Raw genomic sequence first — 25,264 nt, 5'->3', positions numbered from 1 at the left:
AGAGCTAGACGCCGACGCCTGCTGCTTTTGCTCGTGCCAGCAGGCGTTCGGCCAGCCGCAGATGCGGGCGATCATACATCTTGCCTTCGATGCCGACGACGCCGGGATTGCCGGCAGCGGCGAAGGCCGCGACGATGGTTGCCGAGCGTTCGACCGCTTCGCTTGAGGGGGTGAACGCCGCGTTGATGACGGGCACCTGGGCTGGATGGATCGCCATCTTAGCGGTGAAGCCGTCGCGCTCGGCCTCGCGGCATTCGGCTTCGAAAGCGGCCATGTCGCTGAAGTTCGGAAAGACGGTGTCGACGGCGGAAACTTCCGCCGCGGAAGCGGCCAGCAGCGTCATCGTGCGGGCAAGGCGAAAGACGTCGGTGTAGCGCCCATGCTCGTCACGCGCCGTGCGTGCACCGATCGCCGCCGACAGGTCTTCTGCGCCCCAGGTCAGGCCTGACAGGCGGCTGCTTGCACCGGCATAGCTGGCGGCGGCCAGCACACCGGCTGGGGTTTCGGTGATGATGGGCAGGATACGGATCGCGCCGTCGGCAAGGCCCGCGCGTGCCTCCTGGACACGCAGTTTCGCGGACAATTGCTGGACGTCCTGCCCGCTGTTCGATTTCGGCAGCATGATGCCGTCCGGCTTCGAGCCGACGACGGCTGCCAGATCATCGTCGGTCAGGCCGGTGGTCAGGTCGTTGACGCGGACATAGATGGCAGCCCTGGTGCCAGTGCGGTTCCGGGTGATGAAACCGGCGGCGATTTCCCGGGCCGCCGCCTTGTTCTGCGCGGAGACCGAATCCTCGAGGTCGACGATGACAACGTCGGTCTCGGAAGCAAAACCCTTTTCCAGCTTGCGTTCCGAATCGCCCGGAACAAACAGCAGCGACCGCATCAGGCAGGCCTCTTCAGCATCATCGCCTGCCGGAGGCATTTGGCGACGAGCACGTTGTCCTGATTGTAGGCGCGATGCTCCAGTTCGACGATGCCGCGATCCGGTTTCGACTGCGACTCACGCGCTGAAATCACGGTTGTCTCGACGCGAATCGTGTCGCCATGGAAGACCGGGTGAGGGAAGGTCGTTTCCTTCATGCCGAGATTGGCGACGGTGGTTCCTACGGTGAGGTCGTTGACCGCAATGCCGATCATGAGACCGAGCGTGAACAGGGAGTTCACCAGCGGCTTTCCCCATTCGCTCTTCGACGCGAAGTCGAAATCGATGTGCAGGGGTTGCGGATTGAGCGTCATGACCGAGAACAGCATGTTGTCGCTCTCGGTCACCGTCTTGCGCAGCGTGTGCTGGAAATTGCGGCCGACGGTGAACTCTTCCAGATAGAGACCAGGCATGGCGATCCTCCGTTTGCAGCTTGATATGCCTAGCGCATCGATCCGAAAATCGGAATCGATTTTCGGATCGATGCGCAATTCAAAGTTCTAGAGCGTCCTTTGCGCGTTCGAAGGGACGCGCGGCGCTCTAGCCGCGAGAGGCCGCAAGCTGGTTAAGAATTATGGTGAACGCTTCGTAAACCATTTCTGCCTAACGTCTTTTTTGGGTTTGCTGGGTTGTGCGCCGGCTGGGGTAAGAAGCTTTGAACATGGTTGTTCCTCATTTTTTGAAATGGGTAGGCACGGCGAGGGTCTCCGAGCGTGCCGCGGCGGCGAGTGCGCTCGCCAGGGCTTATGTCAATCGCGATCTCCCCTTCGAGGATCGCTGCGCAGCCGAGGCGGCATTGACGCTGTTGCTCGACGATGCCTCGTCGAAGGTGCGCGCGGCGATGGCCGAAGCGCTCTCGATGAGTCATCACGCTCCGATCCAGATCATCGCCGCGCTGGCTTCCGACCAGCCGGAGGTCGCCGCTCTGGTTCTGGCGCGCTCTCCCTTGTTGACGGATGCCGACCTCATCGACCGCGTTGCCAGCGGCCAGAAGGCGACGCAAGAACTGATCGCCGATCGACCGGCGGTTTCCATGACGGTTGCGGCGGCGATCGCCGAGATCGGCGAAGCCGTGGCCTGCGTGACGCTGCTTTCCAATCCGGGCGCCGTGATCGCATCGATGAGCTATCGGCGGATCGCCGAACGGCATGGTCATGTGCCGGCGGTACGCGAGGCGCTGATCGCCCATGAGACGCTGCCCGCGGATTGCCGCCATATGCTTCTGGTCAAGCTCGGCGAGGCACTGAAGGGTTCGCCGCTGGTGCTGGCGCTGATGGGATCGGCGCGCGCCGAGCGCGTGTTGCGCGATGCCTGCGTGAAAGCTTCCGTCACCCTGATCGAGAGCACGCAGGCGGTCGAACATCCGGCGCTTGTCGAGCATCTGCGCCTGCGCGGCGATCTGACGGCCTCCTTCATCATCCGCACCGTGGCGCATGGCAAGGTCGACTTTTTCGGCGCGGTTCTGGTGGCGCTGACGGAGCAGTCCGAACAGCGGGTGAGGGCGTTGCTGGCAGGCGGCAACGACGTCGCGCTGCAGGCACTGTTCACCTCGGCTGGCCTGTCGTTTGGGATGCATGGGGTCATCCTCAGGGCGCTCAAGGTCTGGCGCGAGGTTGCCAATGGCAAGCGTGTCGCCGGCGTGCAGGAGGTGAGTTGGCTGATGCTCAAGGAACTGGGCGGACAGCAGGCCGAAGGCGATCTCGCCACCCTCGTCAAGTCGATCCATCTCGATGCGCTGCGCCAGAACGCGCGTGGTCATGCATTGGCCATCGCCGCTGCCTAATCTTCGGCGATCAGCCATCGTCATGGATGAAACAGCACGATGTATCGATCGAATTGGGTTGCAGCTTTCGTTGTCCTAAGCGCCGGTGTCTCCGGCGTTTCAGAGCAAGGGATGGCGCGGCCATTCAAGCCGTTCCCTTCCAGCGCCGTCGCCGACTACCAGCTCGGCGGAGCCTATGATCCGCCGGCCCGAACGGATGTCGTCGTCCGCGACAGCACGGCTGCACCGGCCCCCGGTCTCTACAACATATGCTATGTCAACGGCTTCCAGACACAGCCGGGAGCGGCGTGGCCACTCGAGCTGCTGGTCAAAGACAGCAAAGGCAAACCATTGGTCGATCCGGACTGGCCGGATGAACATCTCCTCGACATTTCCTCGGAAAAGCCGCGGGCCGCGATCCTGGAACGGCTTGCCATCAGCCTTTCCAGTTGCGCTCGTGCCGGATTCGATGCTGTCGAGTTCGACAATCTGGATTCTTTCACAAGGTCGAAAGGAGCGCTCAGCCAAAAAGATGCAGTCACCTTTGCGGCAGCGCTGGTGCGCAGCGCGCACAGCCTGGGGCTGGCGGCCGGGCAAAAGAACACACCGCAGCTTTCCGAAGGCGAGCGCAGGCGGATCGGCTTCGATTTCGCAGTTTCGGAAGAATGCCATCGCTATGACGAATGCGGCGCGTACACCCGGTTCTACGGTGAGCGGGTCATCAATATCGAATATGTCGACAATCTTCGCGGGCGTTTTGCCGATGTTTGCCTGGACCCAACCACGCCTCGTGACACCCTACTCAGGGACCGTGCGCTCAAAGCAGCGAAGCGCAAAGGCTACCGCCACGATCATTGCATAGCGCACAGGATTGGCCAGAAGTAGCCGGTTCGACCCGCGGATGCCGTGCCCAGCCGCCGTCGCCCTGGCTAGTCCTTGCGGAAAAAATCCGGATAGTCTTCGGCGGCAGCCGCAACGACACGCAACGATGCGGCGACGCGTAGCGCGTCCGGCGTGCCGATCGTGGCGATTGCGCTTGCGTCGGCGCGCATGGCGGCGATGCTGGCGCTCCAGGATTCGTTCGGCATGCGCACGAGCAGGTTGCGGGCCAGCTGGCGCAGAAAATCGCTGACGGTTTGTGTCATCGCAGAGGGCAGGCTGCCGGCTTTCTGGTCGATGCGCAGGCGAAGCAGCTCCAGCCCCACCATCACCGAAGCAACGCTGCCGTCGAACAGGGCTTCGCTCTTGCGAGCGGCCTGCTGCATCAACGGCATCATCTGATTGACGCGGTCGTAGGCAAGGCTTTCGAAAGCAGAGCGGCGCGGGATACGATCGTGTAGGCACAAGCGTACCAGGTCCTCACGCATGGCATCGGCAATGCGGCGTGCGGTGGCGATGGGGTCGACCGGCAGCACCACCATGAAGACGCCGATCGCAATCAAGATGCCGACCAGCACGGAAATCGAGCCGGTGAAGAAGGCGATGGGATCGTAGCTCATGCCCTGGTGCGGGTTGAGAAAGGCGAGGAAATTGATGGCAAAGGCCGTCGCGGCGCCGACGAGACGCGGATTGGCCATGGCGAGGGCGGCGGGCACCAGGACCGGCACGACGAACAGGACAAACCAGCCGAAGCCGGGAAAGGCCGGCAAAGCAAGCTGGCCAATGACGAAGGCAACCGGCAGCGCCAGCAAGGTGCCCTTGAAAAAGCCCCATGAGACCTGAGCCGGGTTGGGTCTCGATGCGAACAGGCTCGATACGACCGCGACGAGGATCAGCGTGCCAGCCGCCTCGGACCAGCGGGTGGCCAGCCAGAAACTGGCGACAAGCATGGTCGCGACCGTGGCACGGATGGCATTGCGCCAGGCGGCATGATGGTCGCGATGCACGATCAGTGCCGGCTGCCGGCGCTGCCGCATGGCCTTTTCGGTGGTCGGCCGGCGCACAGCATCGAGGCCGCGCAGCACCTCGCGCAGCGATTGCGCAAATTCGCCGGCGACGGTGAGGCGGGTGATCGTTCCCACCGGGTCCTGACTGTCGTTCGGGACGCGATCCGGGGCGTGCAGGGCCTCGTTGGCAATCGCGGTGAGCTCGGCCTCCCAGAGCTTTGTGTCTTCGAGCGAATTCGGCGTTTCGGCGATGTTGGTAACAAGCGCCTTCAATTGCCCGCGCACGGGCAGCAGGGCGGCGTTCTGCGGCGCGGCGTGAGCGTGCAGCATGCGGGCCGCCGAAAGGGCGGAAAGCAGGTGGCCGATGGTTCGCCGCACCGGATGGGCGCGTGTCGCCACGCTGGGCGCCTCCAGCCGTGCATAGGCGCGCATTTCACCCAATGTCTGCGTGTCGGCGACCAGCTTGCGGTAGAGGGCGTCGAGCTTGGCCGGTTCGGCCCCGGCGAAGGCACCGCGCGTGTAGGCGGCAAGGTCGAGAATGCAGCGTTCCAGCCGCGCCTTGATCGCCGAGCCGGCGAGCCGGGGCAGGATCAGCCGGCTGGTGACCGCCGCGCAGACGATGCCGAGGATGATTTCCTCGCAGCGGGCAATGGCGAGATCCGTAATCAGATGCGATTGACCGAAAGCAGGCAGGCCGACGATCATCGCGGTATAGCCGGCAAGCGCCGCGCCATAAGCCTCCGGATTGCGCAGCAGCGACGAAACGAGCGTGCAAAGACCGATCCAGAGCGAAAGAACCGAGACGAAGAGCCAGGGGTTGCCGCCAAAGGCAAATGTGAAACCGATGGCTGCCGCGGCCCCGACAACCGTGCCGATCAGCCGGTAGAAACCTTTCGCCAGAACCATGCCGGCGACCGGCTGGGCGACGATGAAAACGGTCATCATTGCCCATTGCGGGTGTTCGAGCTTCAGGGCATAGGCCGCCAGAAGCGCGATCAGCCCGGCCGAGGTGGTGCGCAGCGCGAAGATCCAGTCCGAGCGGGTTGGCCGCAAGGTGCTTCTCGCTGCGGTGAGCATGTCGCGCAGGGCGAGACTCATTGGCCCATTTGATCCGGTGACTGGGTGGCTGTGTCGACGAACGTCACCATTTCCTGGACCAGCGCCGGCGTCCAGATGTCGTTGTGACCACGGCCGGTCTGGACGCTGAAGGTCTTGGGGTGCGGCGCGGCATCGAAAAGAGCCCTGCCTGACGTCAATGGGACGGAGCTGTCGAGATCACCATGGAAGAACAGTTTTGGCTCCGCCACCCGAGCGATCCTGAGGTCGGAACGGAAAGTATCCTGGATCAAGGCGCCGACTGGCAGGTACCGATATTGCTCTTGTGCCACGGCCAGCACCGATCGGTAGGCTGAGACAAGCACAATCGCCGCTGCATCCCGTTCCGCTGCCGTGTTGACGGCTATTCCGGTGCCCAGCGAGCGCCCAAGGACGACAATCGGCGAATTGCGATCCGTCGCCGAGAGCCAGTCGAACGCCGCAAGTCCGTCGACAAGCAGACCGGATTCCGTCGGTGATCCCGTCGACCCGGGATACCCTCGGTATGACACCGCCAGCAGTCCATATCCGTAAGACGACAATTGATTGGCGAGAAAACCGTAGTTGGCAACATTGTCGCCATTGCCGGGGAAAAACAGGAGCGTAGGCCGTCCCTGGTGCGCGGGGAGATAGAGCGCTGCGAGCGTCTGACCGTCGGGTGTCACAATCGCGACGCGTTCACCCCAGGGGGCGATGGCGGGCAAAACGCCGACGGCGTTCGTGGCTCCCGGGTAGAGCAGGCTGCGCTGCATGAAATACATCAGCGCAACGACGGAAACGTAGCCAAGGGCAATGACGATCAAGAGCGCTTTCAGGCCCTTCCAGATCAAGCCCACCTTCGTGCTCAGATATCCAGGGCGTCGGCGGCTGCGAATTCGGCGCGTTCCTGGATGAACCTGAAGCGTGCCTCGGGCTTGGTTCCCATCAGCGCGTCGACCGCATCCTTGGTCACGGTCTCTTCGTCCAGCACATCGACCCGCAGCAAGGTGCGTTTCCTTGGGTCCATGGTGGTTTCCTTGAGCTGGCTCGCCATCATCTCGCCGAGACCCTTGAAGCGGCCGAGCTCGACCTTGCCGCGGCCGGTGAATTCGGTGCGCAGCAATTCGTCCTTGTGCGCGTCGTCGCGGGCATAAGCGATCTTGCCGCCCTGGCGCAGAGAATAGAGCGGAGGCACGGCCAGGAAGAGATGGCCGCCACGGATCAGGTTCGGCATCTCCTGATAAAAGAAGGTGATCAGCAGCGAGGCGATGTGGGCGCCGTCGACGTCGGCGTCGGTCATGATGATGACGCGGTCGTAGCGAAGGTCCTCGTCCCGGTATTTCGAGCGCGTGCCGCAGCCCAGCGCCTGGACGAGGTCCGAGATCTGCTGGTTGGCGGCAAGCTTGTCGCTGCCGGCGCTGGCGACGTTGAGGATCTTGCCGCGCAGCGGCAAGACGGCCTGCATGGCGCGGTCACGCGCCTGCTTGGCGGAGCCACCGGCCGAGTCACCCTCGACGATGAACAGTTCGGCGCCGGCTGCCGCGTTCTGCGTGCAGTCGGCCAGTTTGCCGGGCAGGCGCAGCTTGCGCACGGCGCTCTTGCGCGAGACTTCCTTTTCCTGGCGGCGGCGCACGCGCTCATCGGCGCGGGCGATCACCCAGTCGAGCAGCTTGGAGGCTTCCTGCGGATTGTCGGCCAGCCAATGGTCGAATGGATCACGCAGGGCAGATTCGACGATACGCATGGCCTCGACGGTCGCGAGCTTGTCCTTGGTCTGGCCGACGAATTCCGGTTCGCGGATGAAGACGGAGAGCATGCCGGCGGCCGAAATCATCACGTCTTCGGAGGTGACGATGGAGGCGCGCTTGTTGCCGACCAGATCGGCATAGGCGCGCAGGCCGCGCGTCAGCACGTTGCGGAAGCCCATTTCATGGGTGCCGCCTTCGCCGGTCGGGATGGTGTTGCAGTAGGAGTTGAGGAAACCGTCGCCACCATACCAGGTGACCGCCCACTCCAGGGAGCCATGGCCACCCTGCTTCTCGCTCTTGCCGGAGAAGAGTTCGCGCGTGACCTGCATCTCGTCGCCGAGCGACGCCTTGAGGTAATCGCCAAGGCCGCCGGGGAAGTGGAATTCGGCCTTGACCGGCGTCGGATCCTTGTCCGTGATCAGCGACGGGTCGCAAGACCAGCGGATGTTGACGCCGCCGAACAGGTAGGCCTTCGAACGCGCCATGCGGTAAATGCGGGCCGGTTCGAAATGCGCGCCCTTGCCGAAGATGTCGGGATCGGGGTGGAAGCGGGTCCGCGTGCCGCGCCGGTTCTGTACATCGCCGAGGAATTCGAGCCCGCCCTGCGGGATGCCGCGCGAAAAGCGCTGGCGGTAGAGCTTGCGGCCACGCGCGACTTCGACTTCGAGGTCATCGGAAAGCGCATTGACCACCGAGACGCCGACGCCGTGCAGGCCGCCGGAGGTCTCGTAGACCTTGGAATCGAACTTGCCGCCGGCATGCAGCGTCGTCATGATCACTTCGAGCGCCGACTTGTCCTTGAACTTGGGATGCGGATCGACCGGAATGCCGCGGCCATTGTCGGTGACGGTGAGGTAGCCGTCGGCTCCCAGTTCCACGTCGATGAAGGTGGCATGGCCGGCAACCGCCTCGTCCATCGAGTTGTCGATGACTTCGGCAAAGAGATGGTGCAGCGCTTTCTCGTCGGTGCCGCCGATATACATGCCCGGCCGGCGCCGTACCGGCTCCAGTCCCTCCAGAACCTCGATGTCGGCCGCGCTGTAGCCTTCACTGCCATCCTTGGTCGCAGGTTGCGTGCGCTTGGCCGCCTGCACGAGCGGGTCGGCAGGGCGCGCGGTGGCGCGGGCTGGCTGCGGGGGTTGCTTGTCCGGATTGCCGAAAAGGTCGTCCATTTCGTCCATGAGCTTTGAAAACGAATCAGGGAATGATACTGCCATGTTTTGCAGGCCGGATCACAGCAGTTCGTGTTCCGTTCATGGCTGGCGAGTGCTCTACTCCGAATAGAGACGTCTCGTAAACCATCTGGCGAGTTTCTCCTGAGCGTTTGAGCCAGGTTGCCGCAAAATGGGTGATGATAGCGTACACTGTACGCCGTCGTGTTAGCGGGGAAGCGAACAATGCTGGACTATCAGTCCTTGCTGCTGGCGGCAGCATTGTCCGGCACATGCCTCAGCATAACCATGCTGGTGATCTGGAGCGCGATGCGCCAGAGCCACTATTTCCTCACGGCCGCCATCGGCCTGATCGTGGTCGCAGGGCACGTCATCGCCTTCTGGCGCTACACCAGCGATCCACAACCCTGGATCGGAGCGCTGCTGATGGCGCTGCTGCCCAGCGGCTTTGCGCTGGTGCTGGTCGCCGCCGGCCAGTTCTACGGGCACGTCCATATCACGCGGAAAGTCCTGACCGTCGTTGCCATTTCGGTACTTTCCACCACCTATCTGATGATGGTCGGGCTAGACGGCGTGGCCTTCATGGTCGAATACGCCTTCGCCACCACGTTGCTGGTCTGGATCGGCTGGGTTTTCTGGCAGGCCCGCGACGAGTTTCCGGCGCTCATCACCCTGATGACCGTGCTGTTTGCGATCTGTGCGACCTCGTTTGCGCTGTGCGGCCTGGTGCTGCTGTTCAATGGAACCTGGGTGCTGGGCAAGGCGCCCGACAATTGGGCCGAGCGCGTCAACATCATCGTTTCCGTGGCCTGTCTCACCGCACTCGGCGCGCTGCCGATGACCATGCACAATCTGCGGGTGGCTGCTCGTCACCGCAACGAGGCGCTGACCGATCCGCTGACCGGATTGCAGAACCGGCGCGCCTTGATGGACGGCTACCCGGACAGGGCATTCGGCGAGGAACTGGCGGTCGTGATGTTCGATCTCGACCATTTCAAGAACACCAACGACGTCTACGGCCATTCGGCCGGCGACGAGGTGCTGAGGCGCTTCGCCGATGTCATCAGGACGAATCTGCGCGCCGGCGACAGCGCGTTCCGCCTCGGCGGCGAAGAGTTCGCGCTGGTGATCGCGCGTGTCGAAGGCAACTATGTCGAGGCTGCCGCCCGCAACATCCTGGCGGACTTCGCAGGACAGGACATTCACACTCAGGTCGGCGTGTTGCGCTGTACCGTCAGCGCCGGTGTCGCCTTCGGCTCGATGAAGAAGGCCACGCTGACGGAGATGCTGACCCGTGCGGACCGGGCTCTCTATCAGGCCAAGCGAGCCGGCCGGAACAGGGTCGTGGTCGATGGCTGGATCACGGAACCGACGCGGCGGCCCGCGCTGCGCGCCTAAAGTATTTCCCTCTAACTCTTTATTTTTACGTGACCGCCAACAAACCGCTATGCGCTTTGCTGGCGTTGCGAAAAACCCCTCGCGACGGATCGCGAGGGGTTCGGTTAGCCTGATGAGGCCGCCTTATTCGGCGGCGCCGAGATATTCAGAAACCGGCGGGCAGGAACACACCAGGTTGCGGTCGCCCGCGACATTGTCGATGCGTGACACCGGCGGCCAGTATTTGGCTGCGGTATCGGGATCGGATGCCGGGTAGGCGGCTTCCATGCGCGAATAGGGATGAGCCCATTCGCCGGCAAGCGTCTCGGTTGCCGTATGCGGGGCATTGACCAGCGGATTGTCATCCTGCGGCCATTCGCCCCTGGCGACCTTGCCGGCTTCGTTGGCGATGGAGATCATCGCTTCGCAGAACCGGTCGAGCTCATGCTTGGGCTCGGACTCGGTCGGCTCCACCATCAGCGTGCCCGCCACCGGCCAGGACATGGTCGGCGCGTGGAAGCCATAGTCGATGAGGCGCTTGGCGACGTCGTCGACGGTGATGCCAGCGCTGTCCTTGAGCACGCGGGTGTCGAGGATGCACTCATGCGCGACGCGGCCGTTGGCGCCCTTGTAGAGCACCGGATAGTGCCCTTCGAGCCGCTTGGCGATGTAGTTGGCCGACAGGATCGCCGCTTCCGTCGCCTGCTTGAGGCCCTGGCCGCCCATCATGCGGATGTACATCCAGGTGATCGGCAGGATCGAAGCGCTGCCGTAAGGCGCCGCCGAGACCGGGTATTCCGTGCCGAGGTCGATATGACCGGGCAGGAATGGCGCCAGATGCGACTTGACGCCGATCGGCCCGATGCCTGGACCGCCGCCGCCATGCGGGATGCAGAAGGTCTTGTGCAGGTTCATGTGGCAGACGTCGCCGCCAATGTCGCCCGGACGGGCGAGGCCGACGAGCGCGTTGAGGTTGGCACCGTCGAGATAGACCTGGCCACCATTGTCGTGGATGAGCTGGCACAGCTCCTTCACGCCTTCCTCGAACACGCCATGCGTCGAAGGATAGGTGATCATCAGGGCGGAGAGGTTGGCGGCATGCGCGGCGACCTTGGCGCGCATGTCCTCCATGTCGATGTCGCCGCTTTCCATGCAGCGCACCACCACCACTTCCATGCCCGCCATCGCCGCGCTGGCCGGATTGGTGCCGTGCGCGGAGGAGGGGATGAGGCAGATGTTTCGGTGCGCTTCGCCACGCGAGGCGTGGTAGCGGCGGATGGCCAGCAGGCCGGCATATTCGCCCTGGCTGCCGGCGTTCGGCTGCAGCGATACGGCCTGGAAGCCGGTGATTTCCGACAGCCAGCGCTCGAGATCATCGGTCATCGCCTTGTAGCCCTTCGAATGGGCCTTCGGCGCGAAGGGATGCATGTTGGCGACGCTCGGCCAGCTGACCGGGATCATCTCGGCGGCGGCATTGAGCTTCATGGTGCAGGAGCCGAGCGGGATCATGGTGCGGTCGAGCGCCAGATCCTTGTCCGCCAGCTTGCGCAGGAAGCGCATCATGTCGGTCTCGGAGCGGTTCTGGTGGAAGACCGGCTGCGACAGGAAACCCTGCACGGCGCGCTTGCCCGGCAGTTGCCGTTCCGCCTTATCGGAAAGCGTCGCGCCAAACAGGGCGGCGATCGCCTGCAGGTCGGCTTCGGTCGAGGTTTCGTCGAAGCAGATGCCGACGAGGTCGTCGTTCACCATGCGCAAAAGGCGTCCATCGGCCTGGGCTTCCTTGGCTTTCTCCTTGGCCCGTCCCTTCAGTTCGACCGTTACCGTGTCGAAGCGGCTGTCGCCCAGGACGGTGTGTCCCTTGGCCTTGAGGGCCGCAGCCAGCCGCGCCGTCAGGCCATGAACATGCTCGGCGATGCTCTGCAGGCCTTCCGGCCCGTGCCAGATGGCGTAGGCGGTCGCCATGTTCGCCAGCAGCGCCTGTGCGGTGCAGATGTTGGAGGTGGCCTTGTCGCGGCGGATGTGCTGCTCGCGGGTCTGCAAAGCGAGGCGGAAGCCCGGCCGGCCCTTGGTGTCGACCGACTGGCCGACCAGACGGCCGGGCATCAGGCGCGTCAGCTTGTCCGAAACGGCGCAGTATGCCGCGTGCGGTCCACCGAAACCGATCGGCACGCCGAAGCGCTGCATGGATCCGACCGCGATGTCAGCGCCCAGATTGGCCGGCGTGTCGCTGACGACGAGAGCCAATGGATCGGCGACGAAGATGACAACGGCACCTGCCGCCTTGGCTTCGGCGATCTTGGCCGAATGATCGCCATAGACGCCATAGGTGTCCGGCCAGGCTACGACCAGGGCTGCGGTGTTGTCGTCGATGACGTCGCCGTCGACCTCGATGTCGAGCGGCTCGGCGCGAGTGATGACGACGTCGCGGGTCTGCGGATGCAGCTTGCCGGCGAAGGCGATCCTGGCGCGCTTGTCGCGGTGGTGGCGGTAGGCCATGCCGACCGCTTCGGCGAGCGCGGTCGCCTCATCCAGCAACGAAGCGGACGCCACCGGCAGGCCGGTGAGCTCGGTTACCAGCGTCTGGAAATTGAACAGCATCTCCAGGCGGCCCTGGCTGATCTCGGCCTGGTAAGGCGTATAGGCGGTGTACCACGCCGGATTCTCGAACAGGTTGCGCAGGATCACCGGCGGCGTGTGCGTGCCGTGATAGCCGAGGCCGACGAAGCTCTTCAGAACGACGTTGGTCGCCATCTTCTCGGCGAGTTCGGTGAGGGCTTCGGCTTCGGAAGCCGCGGCCGGCAGGTCGAGCGGGCGATCGAGCCGGATCGACTTGGGCACGGCCTGCGAGATCAGCGTTTCCACGGATGGCACGCCGATGGTGGCCAGCATGGAGCGAGCGTCGGTCACGCTCGGCCCGATATGCCGGGTCGAAAAGGGATAAGGGGCAGCGGTCATGGTTTCACGTCCTGCTTAGCCGATATGGGCTTTGTAACCGGCTTCATCGAGAAGTCCGGCGAGCTGGCTTTCATCGGCGAGCTTCATCTTCCAGAGCCAGCCGTCGGTGGTGGCGGCGGAGTTGACCAGCGCGGGATCGCCGGAGAGCGCGCCGTTCACTTCGGTGATTTCGCCATCGAGCGGCGCATAGACGTCCGAAGCCGCCTTGACCGACTCGACCACGACAGCGGTGTCGCCCTTGGCGAGCTTGCGGCCGATTTCCGGCAGGTCGACGAAGACCAGATCGCCGAGCTGTTCCTGCGCATAGTCGGTGATGCCGACGGTAACGACGTTGCCGTCGACGCTCAGCCACTCGTGATCTTCGGTGAAATAGGTCTTGGCCATTGCAAATTATCCTTTGCGGTAACGGTGAGGCGTGAAGGGAAGGGCGCTGACCTCGACCGGAACCCTGGTTCCGCGAACGTCGGCGAACAGCTTGGTGCCGGCCTTGGCCAGCGCAGTGGAAACGTAACCCATGGCGACCGGGTGGCCGGCAGACGGGCCGAAACCGCCGGAGGTCACGGTGCCCGCGGGATTGCCGTCGGCGTCGAACAAGGCAGCGCCGCCGCGCACCGGCTGGCGGCCCTCGGGTTTCAGGCCGACGCGCTTTTGTGCAGCGCCCTTTTCTAGGATAGCGCGCAGCGCTGCGGCACCGATGAAGGTTCCGGCGGCGCGGATTTCCTTCGGCACGGCCCATATCAGGGCGCCGCTCGCCGGATCCGTATCCGGGCTGATGTCGTTGCCATGCAGGCAAAGGCCTGCCTCGAGCCGCAGGCTGTCGCGTGCCGCGAGGCCGATCCACAGGGCGCGCTCGTCGGCCAGCAGCTGCGTGACCAGCGCGCGCGCGTCCGCTTCCGGCAGGCCGATCTCGAAACCGTCCTCGCCGGTGTAGCCGGAACGGGTCATGAACCAGTTCGGCTTCGGCTCGAAGCCATGCATGAAGGTGAGTGCGCTGCCGTCGACACCGGCTTTCGCCAGGACGGCCTCGGCCTCAGGCCCCTGGATGGCGAGGAAGACGCGGTCGAGCGGTTCGACCCTGGCGTCGAAATCCCTGGCGAGCGCCTTGAGATGCGCCTCGTCGGCGACCGCGTTGCCGGCATTGGCGACAACCATGAAACGGTCGACGCCCAGCCGGGTGACGATGAGGTCGTCAAGGATGCCGGCCTGGTCGTTCAGGAAAAAGGTGAGCTTGGACTGCGAGACTTCCAGCGCCTCGGCGTCGATCGGGCAGGCGCGGTTGAGCAAGGCGGCGGCGCCGGGACCGCTGACCGCGAACAGTTTCATGTGCGAAATATCGAACAGGCCGACATGCTCGCGTGTGTGCAGGTGTTCCTTCATGACGCCGGCCGGATAGGTCAGCGGCATGGACCAGCCGGCAAAGGCACCAAATTTGGCGCCTGCGGCCTGATGCAGATCTTCAAGTGGAAGGGTCTTGGTGACTTCGCCCGTCATGTCTTCTCCAGAGCAGCACGATGGTCGGCCGCTGGATGCGACCGCTCCGTGCCCCTCTGTCTGAAGCCTGAGAGACTCGCGCCCCGGAACCCTGTCGGAAACGCTTACACCTTCGGCGCGAGGGTTTTGGTGCCCTCGACTTTCCAGAGTGTCTTTCCCGTTTACGGTTCTTTTGCCTGAGAGATTTCGGGCGATTTCCCCTTCGGCGGCAGCTCGCGCTGCTCTCTCCCGCAAACAAGTGGAGCCCCTCGCGAAGCCCCAGACGACTCATCCTTAGCCCGACCGCGACGGATTGTCACCTCTGCGCGACAGATTTTGTCGAGGCTTGAAACATCGCCGGTGGCGTTTGCACGGGAACGTGATTGCCCGTGAAAGCCCCAGCGCAAAAAAGAACCGCCGAAACGAGACTGTTCCGGCGGCGCTGGAAGGAAGGATCGGGGCGGCGGTGCCGCCAGCTGTTGTTAGGCGGCGAGGACGGCCTTCGGTTCGACCATCTCATAGCCGAGCGCTTCGGCAACGGCCTTGTTGGTGATCTTGCCCTTGTGGACGTTGAGGCCGTTGCGCAGGTGGTGGTCGTCAAGAATGGCCTTCAGGCCCTTGTCGGCCAGCTGCAGGCCGTAGTGCAGGGTGGCGTTGTTGAGCGCATGCGCCGAAGTGACCGGCACGGCGCCCGGCATGTTGGCGACGCAATAGTGGATGATGTCGTCGACCACATAGGTCGGCTCGGCATGGGTGGTGGCGTGCGAGGTCTCGAAGCAGCCGCCCTGGTCGATGGCGACGTCGACGAGAACCGCGCCCTTCTTCATGCCCGACAGCATCTCGCGGGTCACCAGCTTGGGGGCTGCCGCACCCGGGATCAGCACGGCGCCGACGATGATGTCAGCCGAGAAGCATTCTTCTTCGAGCGCCTCGACGGTGGAATAACGCGTGTGCACGCGGCCGCCGAAGATGTCATCGAGGTAGCGCAGACGCGGGATGGAGCGATCGAGGATGGTGACATCGGCGCCGAGGCCCGCAGCCATCTTGGCCGCATGCAGGCCAACGACGCCGCCGCCGATGACTGCGACCTTGCCCGGCAGCACGCCCGGCACGCCGCCGAGCAGCACGCCGCGGCCGCCATTGGCCTTCTGCAGCGCGGTGGCGCCGGCCTGGATCGACAGGCGGCCGGCGACCTCGGACATCGGTGCCAGCAGCGGCAGGCCGCCGCGGTCGTCCGTAACGGTCTCGTAGGCAACGGCGGTGACGCCGGAGGCCAGCAGGCCCTTGGTCTGCTCCGGATCCGGAGCAAGGTGGAGATAGGTGTAGAGGATCTGGCCTTCGCGCAGCTGCACCCACTCGTTCGGCTGCGGCTCCTTGACCTTCACGATCATGTCCGACTTGGCGAAGACGTCGGCGGCGGTCTTGGCGATGGCAGCACCGGCGGCGCGATAGGCGTTGTCGTCGGCGCCGATGCCGGCACCTGCGCCGGTCTCGACCAGCACTTCATGGCCGTGGGCGACATATTCGCGGACCGAGCCCGGCGTCAGGCCGACCCGATATTCATGATTCTTGATTTCCTTGGGGCAACCGACGCGCATGGTGAGTGATCTCCTCTTGGTCCTGGCGGACCTTCTCCCTGTAAGGAGACCAGTGAACCACCAATCGGGTTGCATGTGTTTGCGAATGCGCTTGCTGATACGACCTCGATTCGTTAGTCGTTGCGCGAAGCCATTACTTTTTCGCAGGAATCGCGAAGAATGCCGCTGGACAAGATTGATATCGCTATTCTCGACACGCTGCAGAAGGATGGTCGCATCCCCAACGCAGCGCTTGCCGAGCGGGTCGGGCTGTCGCAGTCGGCCTGCTCGCGTCGGCTCGACAATCTGGAGAAATCCGGCGCCATTCGCGGTTACCACGCGCGCCTGTCGAATGCCGCGCTTGGCCATCAGATGACGGCCATCGTGCATATATCGCTCTCCGGCCAGTTCGAGAAGACGCTGTCGGATTTCGAGACGGCGATCAAACGCTGCCCGAACGTGCTGTCGTGCCATCTGATGTCGGGGGAATACGACTATATCCTGCGCATCGCTGCCCGCGACCTCGCCGACTATGAGCGCATCCACAAGGAGTGGCTCTCAGCCATGCCACATGTGACGAAGATCAACTCTTCCTTCGCGCTGCGCGAAATCGTTGATCGCACGGCGATGGGGCTGAAGCCGGAAATGGCATAGCCGGCAAAGCCGGTCTCAATCTCCGGACTGCTTGAAATTCCGCGCCTGCGCCCGCATGTTTGCTGCGATGCACAAAAGATGTTGCGATGAACAGCGAACCCCATCATGTCGTCGTGGTCGGCGCCGGTTTCGGCGGCCTGGAATTCGTCAGGGCGATCGGCAAAGCACCGGTGCGGGTGACGCTGATCGACCAGCGCAACCATCATCTTTTCCAGCCATTGCTCTATCAGGTCGCGACGACCTCGCTGGCGACGTCCGAAATCGCCTGGCCGGTCCGCCATCTCGCGCGCCGCGAGCCGGCAGTGACGACCTTGCTGGCGACGGTGGCCGGTGTCGACAGGGAGAACAAGCAGGTGCTGCTGACTGACGGCAGCCGCATCGCTTACGACACGCTGGTGCTGGCGACAGGAGCGCGGCATGCCTATTTCGGCCATGACGAGTGGGAAGAATTCGCCCCCGGTCTGAAGACGCTGGAAGATGCGACGACGATCCGTCGTCGCATGCTGCTCGCCTTCGAGCGGGCCGAGCGCGAAACCGACCCGGCGACACGCCAGGCCTTGCTTACCTTCGTCATCATCGGCGGCGGTCCGACCGGCGTCGAACTGGCCGGAACGATCGCGGAGCTGGCGCACGCCACCTTGCGAGAGGAATTCCGCAACATCGATACCCGCGACACCAAGGTCGTGCTGATCGAAGCTGGTGAGCGCATCCTGCCGGTGTTCAAGCCGGCTCTCTCGGCCTATGCCAAATCGGCGCTGGAAAAGCTCGGCGTGACCGTCGAGCTTGGCCGTGCCGTTTCGGCCTGCGATGGCGACGGCGTGGTGTTCGGCGGTCAGAGGCTGACAGCGCGCACCATCATCTGGGCCGCCGGCGTCGCAGCGTCACCAGCCGCGCAATGGCTGGGCGCGGAAGCCGACAAAGCGGGCAGGGTGGTTGTCGAGGACGATCTGACGGTGCCCGGGCATCCGGAAATCTTCGTCGTCGGCGATACCGCACTGGCCAAGCGTGGTGACGGCCGCCCGGTGCCGGGAATAGCTCCCGCCGCAAAGCAGGCTGGACGCCATGTCGCCGCGACGCTGAAGAGCCGACTGGCCGGAGACAATGCAAGACGGCCGTTCGTCTATCGACATCAGGGCGATCTCGCGACGATCGGCAAGCGGGCCGCCGTCATCGATTTCGGTCGCTTCAGCGTGACGGGGTGGCTGGCCTGGTGGCTGTGGGGCATTGCCCACATCTTCTTCCTGATCGGCCTGCGGAACCGGATCGCGGTGGCGCTGAGCTGGCTATGGATCTACACGACAGGCCAGAGGAGCGCGCGGCTGATCACGCAGGGGCGGCAGTCTCCGTAACCACGACGTCCATCGGGATGTCGTGCTGCTGGGGATAGATGGTCGGGATGCGCTGCATCTCGTATCCGATGCCGATCACCAGGGGCTTGCGCGGCAGAGACGCGAGCGTCCGGTCGAAAAAGCCGCCGCCATAACCCAGCCGGTACCTGTCGGGATCAATACCGACGATCGGTGAAATGACGACGTCGGGAACGACCGGATCGCCAATGGCCGGGATCGGGATGTTCCAGACGCCTCGTTCCAGCGCGTCGCCATGTCTGTAGGCGCGGAAGATCAGCGGCTGGCCCTTTTCGACGACGATGGGCAGCGCGGTGCGCCCGCCACGTTCGTTGACACTTTCCATCCAGCCACGCAGATCCGGCTCGCCACGGAACGGCCAGTAGAGGCTGATCATTTTGCCGGCAACATTGCCGATCGCCGCATCGAGCCCTTCGGCGATGCGCCTGGCCATCGCGGTGCGGACATCGGCCGGGATGGCGAGCCGCGCCGCGATCAGTCTTTCGCGTTCTGCCTTGCGCCACCTCCGCACGTCGCTCCAGTCGGCAAGCGGCTGCCGGAAGGCTGGGTCGAGCTCATGCATGAAACAGGGTGGCGAAGCGTATTGCGCCGGTGTCGTCTCGTCATTGTCGCCCATGCCGATCTCCCTGTGTCGATCGTTCGCCCTCAAGCCTATGCCTGCACGTTTGCGCAGGTTTATCGTATCACGACATATCCGGGGCCAGGGAGGTCGTATTCCTCGGTCTTTCGTCGCATGGGCGTCATGTCGGCCTGCTGGACTTGCGACGGTTTTAGCGCAAGATTTGCGCTGGGCGATAGGGTAGCAAAACGCAAGCGAAGAGATCATCCGTCATGTCAGAACCGCTCCCGCCGATGTCCCGCCGCGCGTTGCTACAGGGTGCAGCCGCAACCGGAGCATTGATCATGCTGCATCCGTTTTCGGCGCGCGCCGCGGCCAACCAGGCCCATCTCAGGATCATGGAAACGACCGACATCCATGTGAACCTGCTGCCTTATGATTATTACGCCGACAAAGCGAATGACACGCTCGGTCTGTCGCGTACCGCTGCGCTGATCGACGCCGTGCGCAAGGAGGCCGTCAATTCGATGCTGGTCGACAATGGCGACCTGCTGCAGGGCAGTCCGATGGGCGATTTCGTCGCCTATGAGCGAGGCATGAAAGAGGGTGATGTCCATCCCGTCATGAAGGGCATGAACCTTCTGGACTATTCCTGTTCGACGCTGGGCAACCACGAGTTCAACTATGGGCTGTCCTTCCTAGACAAGGTGCTGGCGGGCGCCAAGTTCCCGTTTGTCTGCGCCAATCTGATCCGCGGCACCGAGAAGGCCGCCAACCCACGCGACGACAAGCTCTATCTCAAGCCGTATCTGATCCTCGACAAAATGCTGAAGGACGGCGCCGGAGCCGAACATCCGATCAAAATCGGTGTCATCGGCTTCGTGCCGCCGCAGATCCTGGTGTGGGACGCCAAGAATCTCGCCGGCAATGTGATGACCCGCGACATCGTCGAGGCGGCCAAGGCGTGGGTGCCGCAGATGAAGGAAGAGGGGGCCGATATCGTCATCGCGCTCTCCCATTCCGGCATCGACATCAAGCAGGCCGACATGATGGAGAATGCTTCGTTCTTCGTTGCCGGGGTGGAAGGCATCGATGCGGTCTTCACCGGCCATCAGCATCTAGTCTTTCCCGGCAAGAAGGACTTCCAGCAGCTTGCCGGCGTCGACACCGAAAAGGGAACGCTGCAAGGCAAGCCCGCGGTGATGGCCGGCTTCTGGGGCTCCCATATGGGGCTGGTCGACCTGCTGCTCGAACGTGACGGCGGAAAATGGCGCGTCGTTTCGGCGACATCGGAAGCACGGCCGATCTTCGAGCGCGTCGACAACAAGAACAAGGCAATCGTCGAGGACGTGAAAAGCGTGGTCGATGTGCTGAAGGAAGACCACGAGGCGACGCTGGCTTACGTGCGCCGCCCGGTCGGCAAGACGTCTGCGCCGCTTTATTCCTATTTCGCACTGGTTGCCGACGATCCCTCGGTGCAGATCGTCAGCCAGGCGCAGAGCTGGTATCTGAAGGATATCCTCAAGAGCACGCGGTGGAAGGACCTGCCACTGCTCTCGGCGGCCGCGCCTTTCAAGGCAGGTGGCCGTGGTGGCGCCGACTATTATACCGACGTGCCGGCCGGTGACATCGCCATCAAGAATGTCGCGGATCTCTATCTCTATCCCAATACGGTGCGTGCCGTGGAGATCACCGGCGCACAGGTGCAGGAATGGCTCGAGATGTCGGCCGGTGTCTTCAGGCACATCGAAACGGGCAAGACCGACCAGCCGCTGATCAACACGGATTTCCCATCCTACAATTTCGATGTGATCGACGGCGTCAGCTATCGGATCGACCTGTCGCAGCCGCCGAAGTATGACGCCAAGGGAAATGTCGTCAATGCCGGCTCCAACCGGATCAAGGACCTGACGTTCGGCGGCAAGCCGATCAATCCGGCGCAGAAATTCGTCGTCGCCACCAACAATTATCGCGCCGGTGGCGGTGGCAACTTCCCCGAGATCAACCAGGGCAAGGTGATCTACGAGGCCCCCGATACCAATCGTGACGTTATCGTGCGCTACATCGTGGCTGAGGGCACCATCAACCCATCCGCCGACGGCAACTGGTCGTTTGTACCGCTGCCGGGAACCAGCGTGGTGTTTGAAACGGGCGCCAAAGCGCGAGATTTCATCAGCCAGGTCAAGACGCTCAAGATCGAGCCGGCAGGCGAAGCCGAGAACGGCTTCGCACGGTATCGTATTCTGCTGTAATTGCCGGGTAGAGGGTCCGCGGCCGCCTGTTTCGGCGGCCGCAAATGCCTGGTTCAGGCCTTGTAGATGACCTGGCGCACGTCGATGTAGCTCGAGCGGAAGCCTGCCTCGCAATAGTGGAGGTAGAATTCCCAGAGCTTCTTGAAGCGGTCGTCGAAACCGAGTGGAACGATACGCTCCCACGATGACCAGAAACGCTGGCGCCATTCTGCCAGCGTGCGCGCGTAATCCTGGGCAAAGACACGTTCGGCCAGATAGGCGAGGCCATGATCGGCGCCGAGTGATTTCAGGATTGTCGGCGTGGGCAGCATGCCGCCCGGAAAGACGTAACGCTGGATGAAATCCGGCCGGACGCGATAGGTCTGGTAGGCGGCTTCGTTGATGGTAATGATCTGGAAGCCGGCGGTGCCACCGGGTTTCAGGCACTCCTTCACCTTGCCGAAGAAGGTCGACCAGTATTTTTCGCCGACCGCCTCGAACATCTCGATCGACGCGATGCGGTCATATTTGCCGGTTTCGTCGCGATAGTCCTGCAGCTTGATGTCGACTTTGTCGGCAAGGCCCGCGCGCTGGATTCGCGCCTTGGCGAAGTCGTGCTGTTCGCGGCTGATGGTAAGGCCGGTGACGCGACAGCCGATCTCGCGCGCGGCAAACTCGGCAAAGCCGCCCCAGCCGCAGCCGATTTCAAGAACATGGTCCTGCGTGCCGATGCCGATGTCCTTGGCAAGGGCCCGGTATTTCGCGGCCTGTGCGCTTTCCAGGTCATTGGCGCCGGTCGAATAGAGCGCCGACGAATAGGTCATGCTCGGGTCGAGCCAGTTTTGATAAAAGGCGTTGCCGAGATCGTAATGCGCGGAGATGTTGCGTTTCGAGCCGGTGCGGGTGTTCTCGTTCAGCCAGTGACGGATCCGTTGAACGGTGTTGACGATCCAGCTGGCTCCGCCGGCCACTTTTTCGCCGGTTTCGGTGTTGACCACGAAAAGCTCCAGGAAGCTCGTCACATCCGGGCTTTCCCAGTCACCGTCCATGTAGGATTCGGCCACACCTATCGTTCCACCTGTAAAAGCACGCTTTGGCAGGCGCCAGTTGTTCAGCACCAGCTCGGCGTTAGGACCCGGCGCCTTGCCTTCGACGAGCACGGCGCGACCGTCGGGCATACGAACTTTGAGCGTGCCGCGCGGCATGGCCATGGCAGCCCTGAACACCATGCGTGCCTTGGCAGGCAGCCCTTTGACGATTTCGGCGAAGTTGCGCTCGTCGAGGCGGATGGCGTCCGTCATCGGCGTCGCAGTTCGGTGATTCTCACTCATAAAGTCCCCTCCTGTTCAGAAGCAATTCCCTCTGCCGCTCCTGATTGGATCCATTTGTTGCTGCGCAGTGCCTTGCACGGCGCGGATTTCCTCTCCCGAAAAACAACAAAACGGCGCGCCCGGCAGGGCCCGTCCGCTTCATGATGGTTCCATTGACGATTTTCTATCGTGTCGCCGCCGCTGGCAAGGGGCAGGTGCGGAGCCCGGTTGGGGCACCAGTCGTGCTCGCGGCTGACGCATCGGGGGCATGATGAAGTTATGATTGTGGTAATCGAAATCGGCTAATATCGGCTCATGCGCCTCGTCATCTTCATCGCTGCGATCGCCTTCTTCCTGATCTGGGACGGCCTTTACAACCACGGCCGCTACATGGATGCGGGAACGAAGAGCGTCAAACACGCGGTTGCCTACGTCACCGGCTGATTCCGGGGATCAGGCCGGCCTGCCGCGACAACCTGCCGGTTGACGCCCGTCTGTCGCTGGCCCAGAAACTCTCCTAGAGCGTTTCCGTCTTTCGCTGAAACGCGGAAACGCTCTAAGTTCTTGTTTTCGACGCATTTTTGTAACGCCAAGTGATTCCGCTTGCCTACAAAATGCTCTAGAGCGCACCATTCCGCTGGGCAACATCGCGTGAGCAAGGTGCAGGGAGACTGGATTGATCCGGCACATCGTATTTTTCAGCGTGCGGCCAGCCGAAGATGTCGAAAACGTCCGTGCCGGCCTGCTGGCCCTGGGGCAGATCCCGCATTCACGCCTGTTCGAAGTGACGCTCAACTCCAAGGTCGATCCGATGTGCGACAAGATCGACATCGTGGTTTATGCCGAGTTCGAGGACGCCGCCGCACTCGCCGCCTACAAGGCGCATCCGATCTATTCGGAAACGACCAACAAAGTCCGTCCGATGCGCGAGTTGCGATTCTCAGCGGATGTCGTGGCGGGCGGCTAAACGATCCGTGTCCTCCGGCTGCAAGGCGGCATAAGCGCCTTTTGGGAAATCAGGATCTTTGCGACAAAGATCTCCCGGCATTTGCTACTGGCGTGCACCCTCTGCTTCCATTCCAGTATGACCAGTCCGTCGAAACGACATTGGTCGTCGTCCATTGCCCCTGAAAAGTGCAAAGGCTGGGATCGAATTCCATCTTCAGGAGGCCTGTGCCGTAGCGATCGTGCCACTGACAGATGAGGACCCGCAGTTCTATCTTGCAGGCATCCAGTGAACCCGAAGTCGTTTGACCGGTTTGTTCGACAAAGCTGTATTCACCGCTCAAGACCAGATCGCGTCCTATCTTTAAAGTGGTGATACTGGGCAAATCCCCGTCGCCGCTCCAAAGTGACCCGCGATAGGTGCCCACAAATGCTGCCGGCTCAACTGTCGAAGCGTCGATGAGCAGCAATCCCGTGAAAGTGAAGACCAGAAAATTCATGAATGGTCCTCCTGCTCACGCGATTTCCAAGCACCGATTGTCTGAGAGTGACCGCTATCCTGCGAGAAACCGTTCAAGCCCTAGCACTCTGTGCAGACGCTTTCTGTAGGCTCCGGTATGGCTGCTGATGAGCGAATAAAGTGGCTCCCCGGGCCGGATTCGAACCAGCGACCAACCGGTTAACAGCCGGTTGCTCTACCACTGAGCTACCGGGGAACAGCGCTCTTGTGCGAACGGGGGTGGCTATAGCGATCCTTTTCGGCTTTGCAAAGCGGGAATTCGATTTTTTTAAAAGGTTTTTCTGTGGCGCGTTCTCGCAATCGCAGCCCGACGCCATCATATCAGGCGCCAACGCCGGCAAACTGGCGTTTTGGGGCCAGCGAGAGGCACCAGGCATAGGAGCAAGGATGAACGGAGCGGTGCAAGGCATGAATGCCGACAGCGAGCCTCGCCAGCGAAAGCACAAGATTTCCGCCTTCGGGCGGGACTTCGCGTTGCCGCGGTCGCGCGCGCTGCGTATCGCCATTGGCGTGGCGTTCCTGTTCGGCGGCGTCCTGTGGTTCCTGCCTGTGCTCGGCCTGTGGATGCTGCCGGTCGGTTTCCTGGTGCTGTCTTATGAATTCGCGATGATTCGACGCCATCGCCGGCGCTTCGTGGTGTGGTGGGAGCGTCGTCGTCGCTCCTAATCGGCCCTTTGACCGCGAAAAGCCCATGTGCGCTCCGAATTTGCGCGGCTCCGTCCGACCGTCATTCACAATAGGTTAGGGAATTGTCTGCGGAATAAAGGTTGTGTCCTTGACTGCCCAAACGGCCCAACCTATTGAAGCGCCGTGGAACGCCGGGAGCGATGAGGCCTCGTGGCGGAGTGGTTACGCAGAGGACTGCAAATCCTTGCACCCCGGTTCGATTCCGGGCGAGGCCTCCAATCCCGACACCGGTACTGATGCCGGCGGGCGTTCCGTATGACCATAGGCGCATGAATTGCGCCGGAAGCGGGACGGTTGGAACATGAGCGCTGATTTTTCCGCACGCCGCGTGAAGATGGTCGATGGGCAGTTGCGCACCACCGATGTGACGAATGCGCCGGTGCTCGATGCTTTCCTCGCCGTTCCGCGCGAAGCTTTCCTGGCTGCCAGCCAAAGCGACCTTGCCTATATCGACGAGGACATCCGCCTCGCAGGTGTGGCTGGGGAGCCGCGCTACATGATGGAGCCTTCGCCACTGGGCAAGCTGCTGCAGCTTGCTGCAATCGGCGCTGACGACACCGTGCTCGATGTCGGATGCGGCACCGGTTATTCCGCGGCGATCCTGTCGCGGATCGCGAAATCCGTCATTGCGCTGGAAAGCGATTCGTCCCTGGCTGAAACCGCACGCTCGACGCTGTCGTCGCTCGGTTACGACAATGTCCTGGTGGTCGAAGGCGCGCTGCGTGACGGTCACGCCGCGAAGGCACCATACAATGTGATTCTCCTTGGCGGCAGCGTGGAAGAAGTGCCGCAGGCGCTGCTCGACCAGCTCGCCGAAGGTGGCCGCCTTGTTGCCGTTGAAGGCCATGGCAACGCAGGCGTCGCACGTCTGTTTTTCAAGACTACTGGAATCGCGGCAGGGCGGCGTGCATTTAATGCGGCAATAAAGCCACTACCGGGATTCGAACGTGTGCGTGTTTTCGAATTCTAAGATATTTGCTCTTGCGGCTCACGTCGCGGCATGATGGCTTGTGTTAACAGATCGTTGCCGTCGGTTCGGACTTTG

22 protein-coding genes, 2 tRNA genes and 1 riboswitch are annotated in these 25,264 nt (G+C 62.8%); of the genes, 11 read left to right on the top strand and 13 right to left on the bottom strand.

The window, feature by feature from the left end; all coding sequences use genetic code 11:
• Positions 1-4 precede the first annotated feature (4 nt).
• Positions 5-886: an HpcH/HpaI aldolase/citrate lyase family protein gene (locus AC3WTO_RS09645; RefSeq protein WP_492460481.1), complete on the bottom strand. Its 882-nt coding sequence runs from the start codon at positions 884-886 to the stop codon at positions 5-7.
• Complete coding sequence (locus AC3WTO_RS09640) at positions 886-1,338, bottom strand: MaoC family dehydratase (RefSeq protein WP_492460480.1); 453 nt, start codon at positions 1,336-1,338, stop codon at positions 886-888. Before AC3WTO_RS09640 ends, AC3WTO_RS09645 begins: the two co-directional genes overlap by 1 nt.
• A 248-nt stretch (positions 1,339-1,586) precedes the next feature.
• Here AC3WTO_RS09640 and AC3WTO_RS09635 point away from each other — a divergent pair, with 248 nt between their 5' ends.
• Entirely contained in the window at positions 1,587-2,708 is a 1,122-nt protein-coding gene (locus tag AC3WTO_RS09635) for a DUF2336 domain-containing protein (protein WP_492460479.1), read from the top strand.
• 39 nt (positions 2,709-2,747) lie between these two features.
• Positions 2,748-3,572: an endo alpha-1,4 polygalactosaminidase gene (locus AC3WTO_RS09630; protein WP_492460478.1), complete on the top strand. Its 825-nt coding sequence runs from the start codon at positions 2,748-2,750 to the stop codon at positions 3,570-3,572.
• Between the two features lie 44 nt (positions 3,573-3,616).
• On the opposite strand, the gene AC3WTO_RS09625 is transcribed toward AC3WTO_RS09630, so the two are convergent.
• The 3 genes from AC3WTO_RS09625 to parE are packed head-to-tail and all read right to left on the bottom strand — an operon-like array spanning position 3,617 to position 8,576.
• On the bottom strand, positions 3,617-5,671 hold the full coding sequence (locus tag AC3WTO_RS09625) for an FUSC family protein (RefSeq protein WP_492460477.1): 2,055 nt from the start codon (positions 5,669-5,671) through the stop codon (positions 3,617-3,619).
• Positions 5,668-6,498 carry an alpha/beta hydrolase gene (locus tag AC3WTO_RS09620; protein ID WP_492460476.1) on the bottom strand — a complete coding sequence of 277 codons (831 nt, stop codon included), beginning with the start codon at positions 6,496-6,498 and terminating at the stop codon, positions 5,668-5,670. Before AC3WTO_RS09620 ends, AC3WTO_RS09625 begins: the two co-directional genes overlap by 4 nt.
• 14 nt (positions 6,499-6,512) lie before the next feature.
• Entirely contained in the window at positions 6,513-8,576 is a 2,064-nt protein-coding gene (gene parE, locus AC3WTO_RS09615) for a DNA topoisomerase IV subunit B (protein WP_492460475.1), read from the bottom strand.
• A 216-nt stretch (positions 8,577-8,792) separates the two neighbouring features.
• Between parE and AC3WTO_RS09610 the strand changes: the two genes are divergently transcribed.
• The gene (locus AC3WTO_RS09610; RefSeq protein WP_492460474.1) at positions 8,793-9,965 is read left to right on the top strand and encodes a GGDEF domain-containing protein; all 1,173 of its coding nucleotides are present in this window, start codon (positions 8,793-8,795) and stop codon (positions 9,963-9,965) included.
• Positions 9,966-10,088: 123 nt separating this feature from the next.
• Here AC3WTO_RS09610 and gcvP read toward each other — a convergent pair whose 3' ends face one another.
• From gcvP to ald, 4 genes are all read right to left on the bottom strand, one after another.
• Positions 10,089-12,899, bottom strand: coding sequence for an aminomethyl-transferring glycine dehydrogenase (gene gcvP, locus AC3WTO_RS09605; protein WP_492460473.1), 2,811 nt, complete (start codon positions 12,897-12,899; stop codon positions 10,089-10,091).
• Positions 12,900-12,914: 15 nt separating this feature from the next.
• Positions 12,915-13,283: a glycine cleavage system protein GcvH gene (gcvH, locus tag AC3WTO_RS09600; protein ID WP_492460472.1), complete on the bottom strand. Its 369-nt coding sequence runs from the start codon at positions 13,281-13,283 to the stop codon at positions 12,915-12,917.
• Positions 13,284-13,289: 6 nt separating this feature from the next.
• The gene (gene gcvT / locus AC3WTO_RS09595; protein ID WP_492460471.1) at positions 13,290-14,390 is read right to left on the bottom strand and encodes a glycine cleavage system aminomethyltransferase GcvT; all 1,101 of its coding nucleotides are present in this window, start codon (positions 14,388-14,390) and stop codon (positions 13,290-13,292) included.
• A gap of 154 nt (positions 14,391-14,544) precedes the next feature.
• Positions 14,545-14,631, bottom strand: a riboswitch (glycine riboswitch).
• A 220-nt stretch (positions 14,632-14,851) separates the two neighbouring features.
• On the bottom strand, positions 14,852-15,967 hold the full coding sequence (gene ald / locus AC3WTO_RS09590; protein WP_129414695.1) for an alanine dehydrogenase: 1,116 nt from the start codon (positions 15,965-15,967) through the stop codon (positions 14,852-14,854).
• A 159-nt stretch (positions 15,968-16,126) separates the two neighbouring features.
• On the opposite strand from ald, the gene AC3WTO_RS09585 reads away from it, so the two are divergent.
• Together AC3WTO_RS09585 and AC3WTO_RS09580 are read left to right on the top strand one after the other, a co-directional pair.
• Complete coding sequence (locus tag AC3WTO_RS09585; RefSeq protein WP_024924815.1) at positions 16,127-16,600, top strand: Lrp/AsnC family transcriptional regulator; 474 nt, start codon at positions 16,127-16,129, stop codon at positions 16,598-16,600.
• 86 nt (positions 16,601-16,686) lie between these two features.
• On the top strand, positions 16,687-17,949 hold the full coding sequence (locus AC3WTO_RS09580; RefSeq protein ID WP_492460470.1) for an NAD(P)/FAD-dependent oxidoreductase: 1,263 nt from the start codon (positions 16,687-16,689) through the stop codon (positions 17,947-17,949).
• Here AC3WTO_RS09580 and AC3WTO_RS09575 read toward each other — a convergent pair.
• Entirely contained in the window at positions 17,924-18,583 is a 660-nt protein-coding gene (locus tag AC3WTO_RS09575) for a 5-formyltetrahydrofolate cyclo-ligase (protein ID WP_492460469.1), read from the bottom strand. The genes AC3WTO_RS09580 and AC3WTO_RS09575 overlap by 26 nt on opposite strands.
• 215 nt (positions 18,584-18,798) lie before the next feature.
• Here AC3WTO_RS09575 and AC3WTO_RS09570 point away from each other — a divergent pair, with 215 nt between their 5' ends.
• Complete coding sequence (locus AC3WTO_RS09570; protein WP_492460468.1) at positions 18,799-20,778, top strand: bifunctional 2',3'-cyclic-nucleotide 2'-phosphodiesterase/3'-nucleotidase; 1,980 nt, start codon at positions 18,799-18,801, stop codon at positions 20,776-20,778.
• 53 nt (positions 20,779-20,831) lie between these two features.
• Here AC3WTO_RS09570 and AC3WTO_RS09565 read toward each other — a convergent pair whose 3' ends face one another.
• The gene (locus AC3WTO_RS09565; protein ID WP_492460467.1) at positions 20,832-22,088 is read right to left on the bottom strand and encodes a class I SAM-dependent methyltransferase; all 1,257 of its coding nucleotides are present in this window, start codon (positions 22,086-22,088) and stop codon (positions 20,832-20,834) included.
• Positions 22,089-22,382: 294 nt separating this feature from the next.
• Between AC3WTO_RS09565 and AC3WTO_RS09560 the strand changes: the two genes are divergently transcribed.
• Together AC3WTO_RS09560 and AC3WTO_RS09555 are read left to right on the top strand one after the other, a co-directional pair.
• A complete protein-coding gene (locus tag AC3WTO_RS09560) occupies positions 22,383-22,511 on the top strand; it encodes a hypothetical protein (RefSeq protein ID WP_492460466.1) in 129 nt (42 codons plus the stop codon).
• A gap of 232 nt (positions 22,512-22,743) precedes the next feature.
• Entirely contained in the window at positions 22,744-23,034 is a 291-nt protein-coding gene (locus AC3WTO_RS09555) for a Dabb family protein (RefSeq protein WP_492460465.1), read from the top strand.
• A gap of 49 nt (positions 23,035-23,083) precedes the next feature.
• Here AC3WTO_RS09555 and AC3WTO_RS09550 read toward each other — a convergent pair whose 3' ends face one another.
• Together AC3WTO_RS09550 and AC3WTO_RS09545 are read right to left on the bottom strand one after the other, a co-directional pair.
• Complete coding sequence (locus AC3WTO_RS09550) at positions 23,084-23,512, bottom strand: hypothetical protein (RefSeq protein WP_492460464.1); 429 nt, start codon at positions 23,510-23,512, stop codon at positions 23,084-23,086.
• A gap of 141 nt (positions 23,513-23,653) precedes the next feature.
• Positions 23,654-23,728, bottom strand: a tRNA-Asn gene (locus tag AC3WTO_RS09545).
• Between the two features lie 212 nt (positions 23,729-23,940).
• Here AC3WTO_RS09545 and AC3WTO_RS09540 point away from each other — a divergent pair.
• The 3 genes from AC3WTO_RS09540 (at position 23,941) to AC3WTO_RS09530 (ending at position 25,189) form a co-directional block, all read left to right on the top strand.
• A complete protein-coding gene (locus AC3WTO_RS09540) occupies positions 23,941-24,198 on the top strand; it encodes a hypothetical protein (RefSeq protein ID WP_492460847.1) in 258 nt (85 codons plus the stop codon).
• Between the two features lie 165 nt (positions 24,199-24,363).
• Positions 24,364-24,437, top strand: a tRNA-Cys gene (locus AC3WTO_RS09535).
• A gap of 83 nt (positions 24,438-24,520) precedes the next feature.
• Positions 24,521-25,189 (top strand): protein-L-isoaspartate O-methyltransferase family protein, encoded by a 669-nt coding sequence (locus AC3WTO_RS09530; RefSeq protein WP_492460463.1) that lies wholly within the window; start codon positions 24,521-24,523, stop codon positions 25,187-25,189.
• Positions 25,190-25,264: the final 75 nt, after the last annotated feature.

It is taken from the genome of Mesorhizobium sp. EU05-FHT14A09, assembly GCF_058790995.1.
The sequence above is the reverse complement of the archived record's forward strand: the minus strand, read 5'-3'. Positions and strand labels throughout refer to the sequence as shown.

Coding starts and splice junctions, on each gene's coding strand:
- AC3WTO_RS09530 (WP_492460463.1), top strand. CDS start 24,521: ATGAGCGCTGATTTTTCCGCACGCCGCGTGAAGATGGTCGATGGGCAG.
- AC3WTO_RS09560 (WP_492460466.1), top strand. CDS start 22,383: ATGCGCCTCGTCATCTTCATCGCTGCGATCGCCTTCTTCCTGATCTGG.
- AC3WTO_RS09540 (WP_492460847.1), top strand. CDS start 23,941: ATGAATGCCGACAGCGAGCCTCGCCAGCGAAAGCACAAGATTTCCGCC.
- AC3WTO_RS09565 (WP_492460467.1), bottom strand. CDS start 22,088: ATGAGTGAGAATCACCGAACTGCGACGCCGATGACGGACGCCATCCGC.
- AC3WTO_RS09640 (WP_492460480.1), bottom strand. CDS start 1,338: ATGCCTGGTCTCTATCTGGAAGAGTTCACCGTCGGCCGCAATTTCCAG.
- AC3WTO_RS09645 (WP_492460481.1), bottom strand. CDS start 886: ATGCGGTCGCTGCTGTTTGTTCCGGGCGATTCGGAACGCAAGCTGGAA.
- AC3WTO_RS09570 (WP_492460468.1), top strand. CDS start 18,799: ATGTCAGAACCGCTCCCGCCGATGTCCCGCCGCGCGTTGCTACAGGGT.
- AC3WTO_RS09610 (WP_492460474.1), top strand. CDS start 8,793: ATGCTGGACTATCAGTCCTTGCTGCTGGCGGCAGCATTGTCCGGCACA.
- AC3WTO_RS09635 (WP_492460479.1), top strand. CDS start 1,587: ATGGTTGTTCCTCATTTTTTGAAATGGGTAGGCACGGCGAGGGTCTCC.
- parE (WP_492460475.1), bottom strand. CDS start 8,576: ATGGACGAAATGGACGACCTTTTCGGCAATCCGGACAAGCAACCCCCG.
- AC3WTO_RS09625 (WP_492460477.1), bottom strand. CDS start 5,671: ATGAGTCTCGCCCTGCGCGACATGCTCACCGCAGCGAGAAGCACCTTG.
- gcvT (WP_492460471.1), bottom strand. CDS start 14,390: ATGACGGGCGAAGTCACCAAGACCCTTCCACTTGAAGATCTGCATCAG.
- AC3WTO_RS09580 (WP_492460470.1), top strand. CDS start 16,687: ATGAACAGCGAACCCCATCATGTCGTCGTGGTCGGCGCCGGTTTCGGC.
- ald (WP_129414695.1), bottom strand. CDS start 15,967: ATGCGCGTCGGTTGCCCCAAGGAAATCAAGAATCATGAATATCGGGTC.
- AC3WTO_RS09550 (WP_492460464.1), bottom strand. CDS start 23,512: ATGAATTTTCTGGTCTTCACTTTCACGGGATTGCTGCTCATCGACGCT.
- gcvH (WP_492460472.1), bottom strand. CDS start 13,283: ATGGCCAAGACCTATTTCACCGAAGATCACGAGTGGCTGAGCGTCGAC.
- gcvP (WP_492460473.1), bottom strand. CDS start 12,899: ATGACCGCTGCCCCTTATCCCTTTTCGACCCGGCATATCGGGCCGAGC.
- AC3WTO_RS09585 (WP_024924815.1), top strand. CDS start 16,127: ATGCCGCTGGACAAGATTGATATCGCTATTCTCGACACGCTGCAGAAG.
- AC3WTO_RS09575 (WP_492460469.1), bottom strand. CDS start 18,583: ATGGGCGACAATGACGAGACGACACCGGCGCAATACGCTTCGCCACCC.
- AC3WTO_RS09630 (WP_492460478.1), top strand. CDS start 2,748: ATGTATCGATCGAATTGGGTTGCAGCTTTCGTTGTCCTAAGCGCCGGT.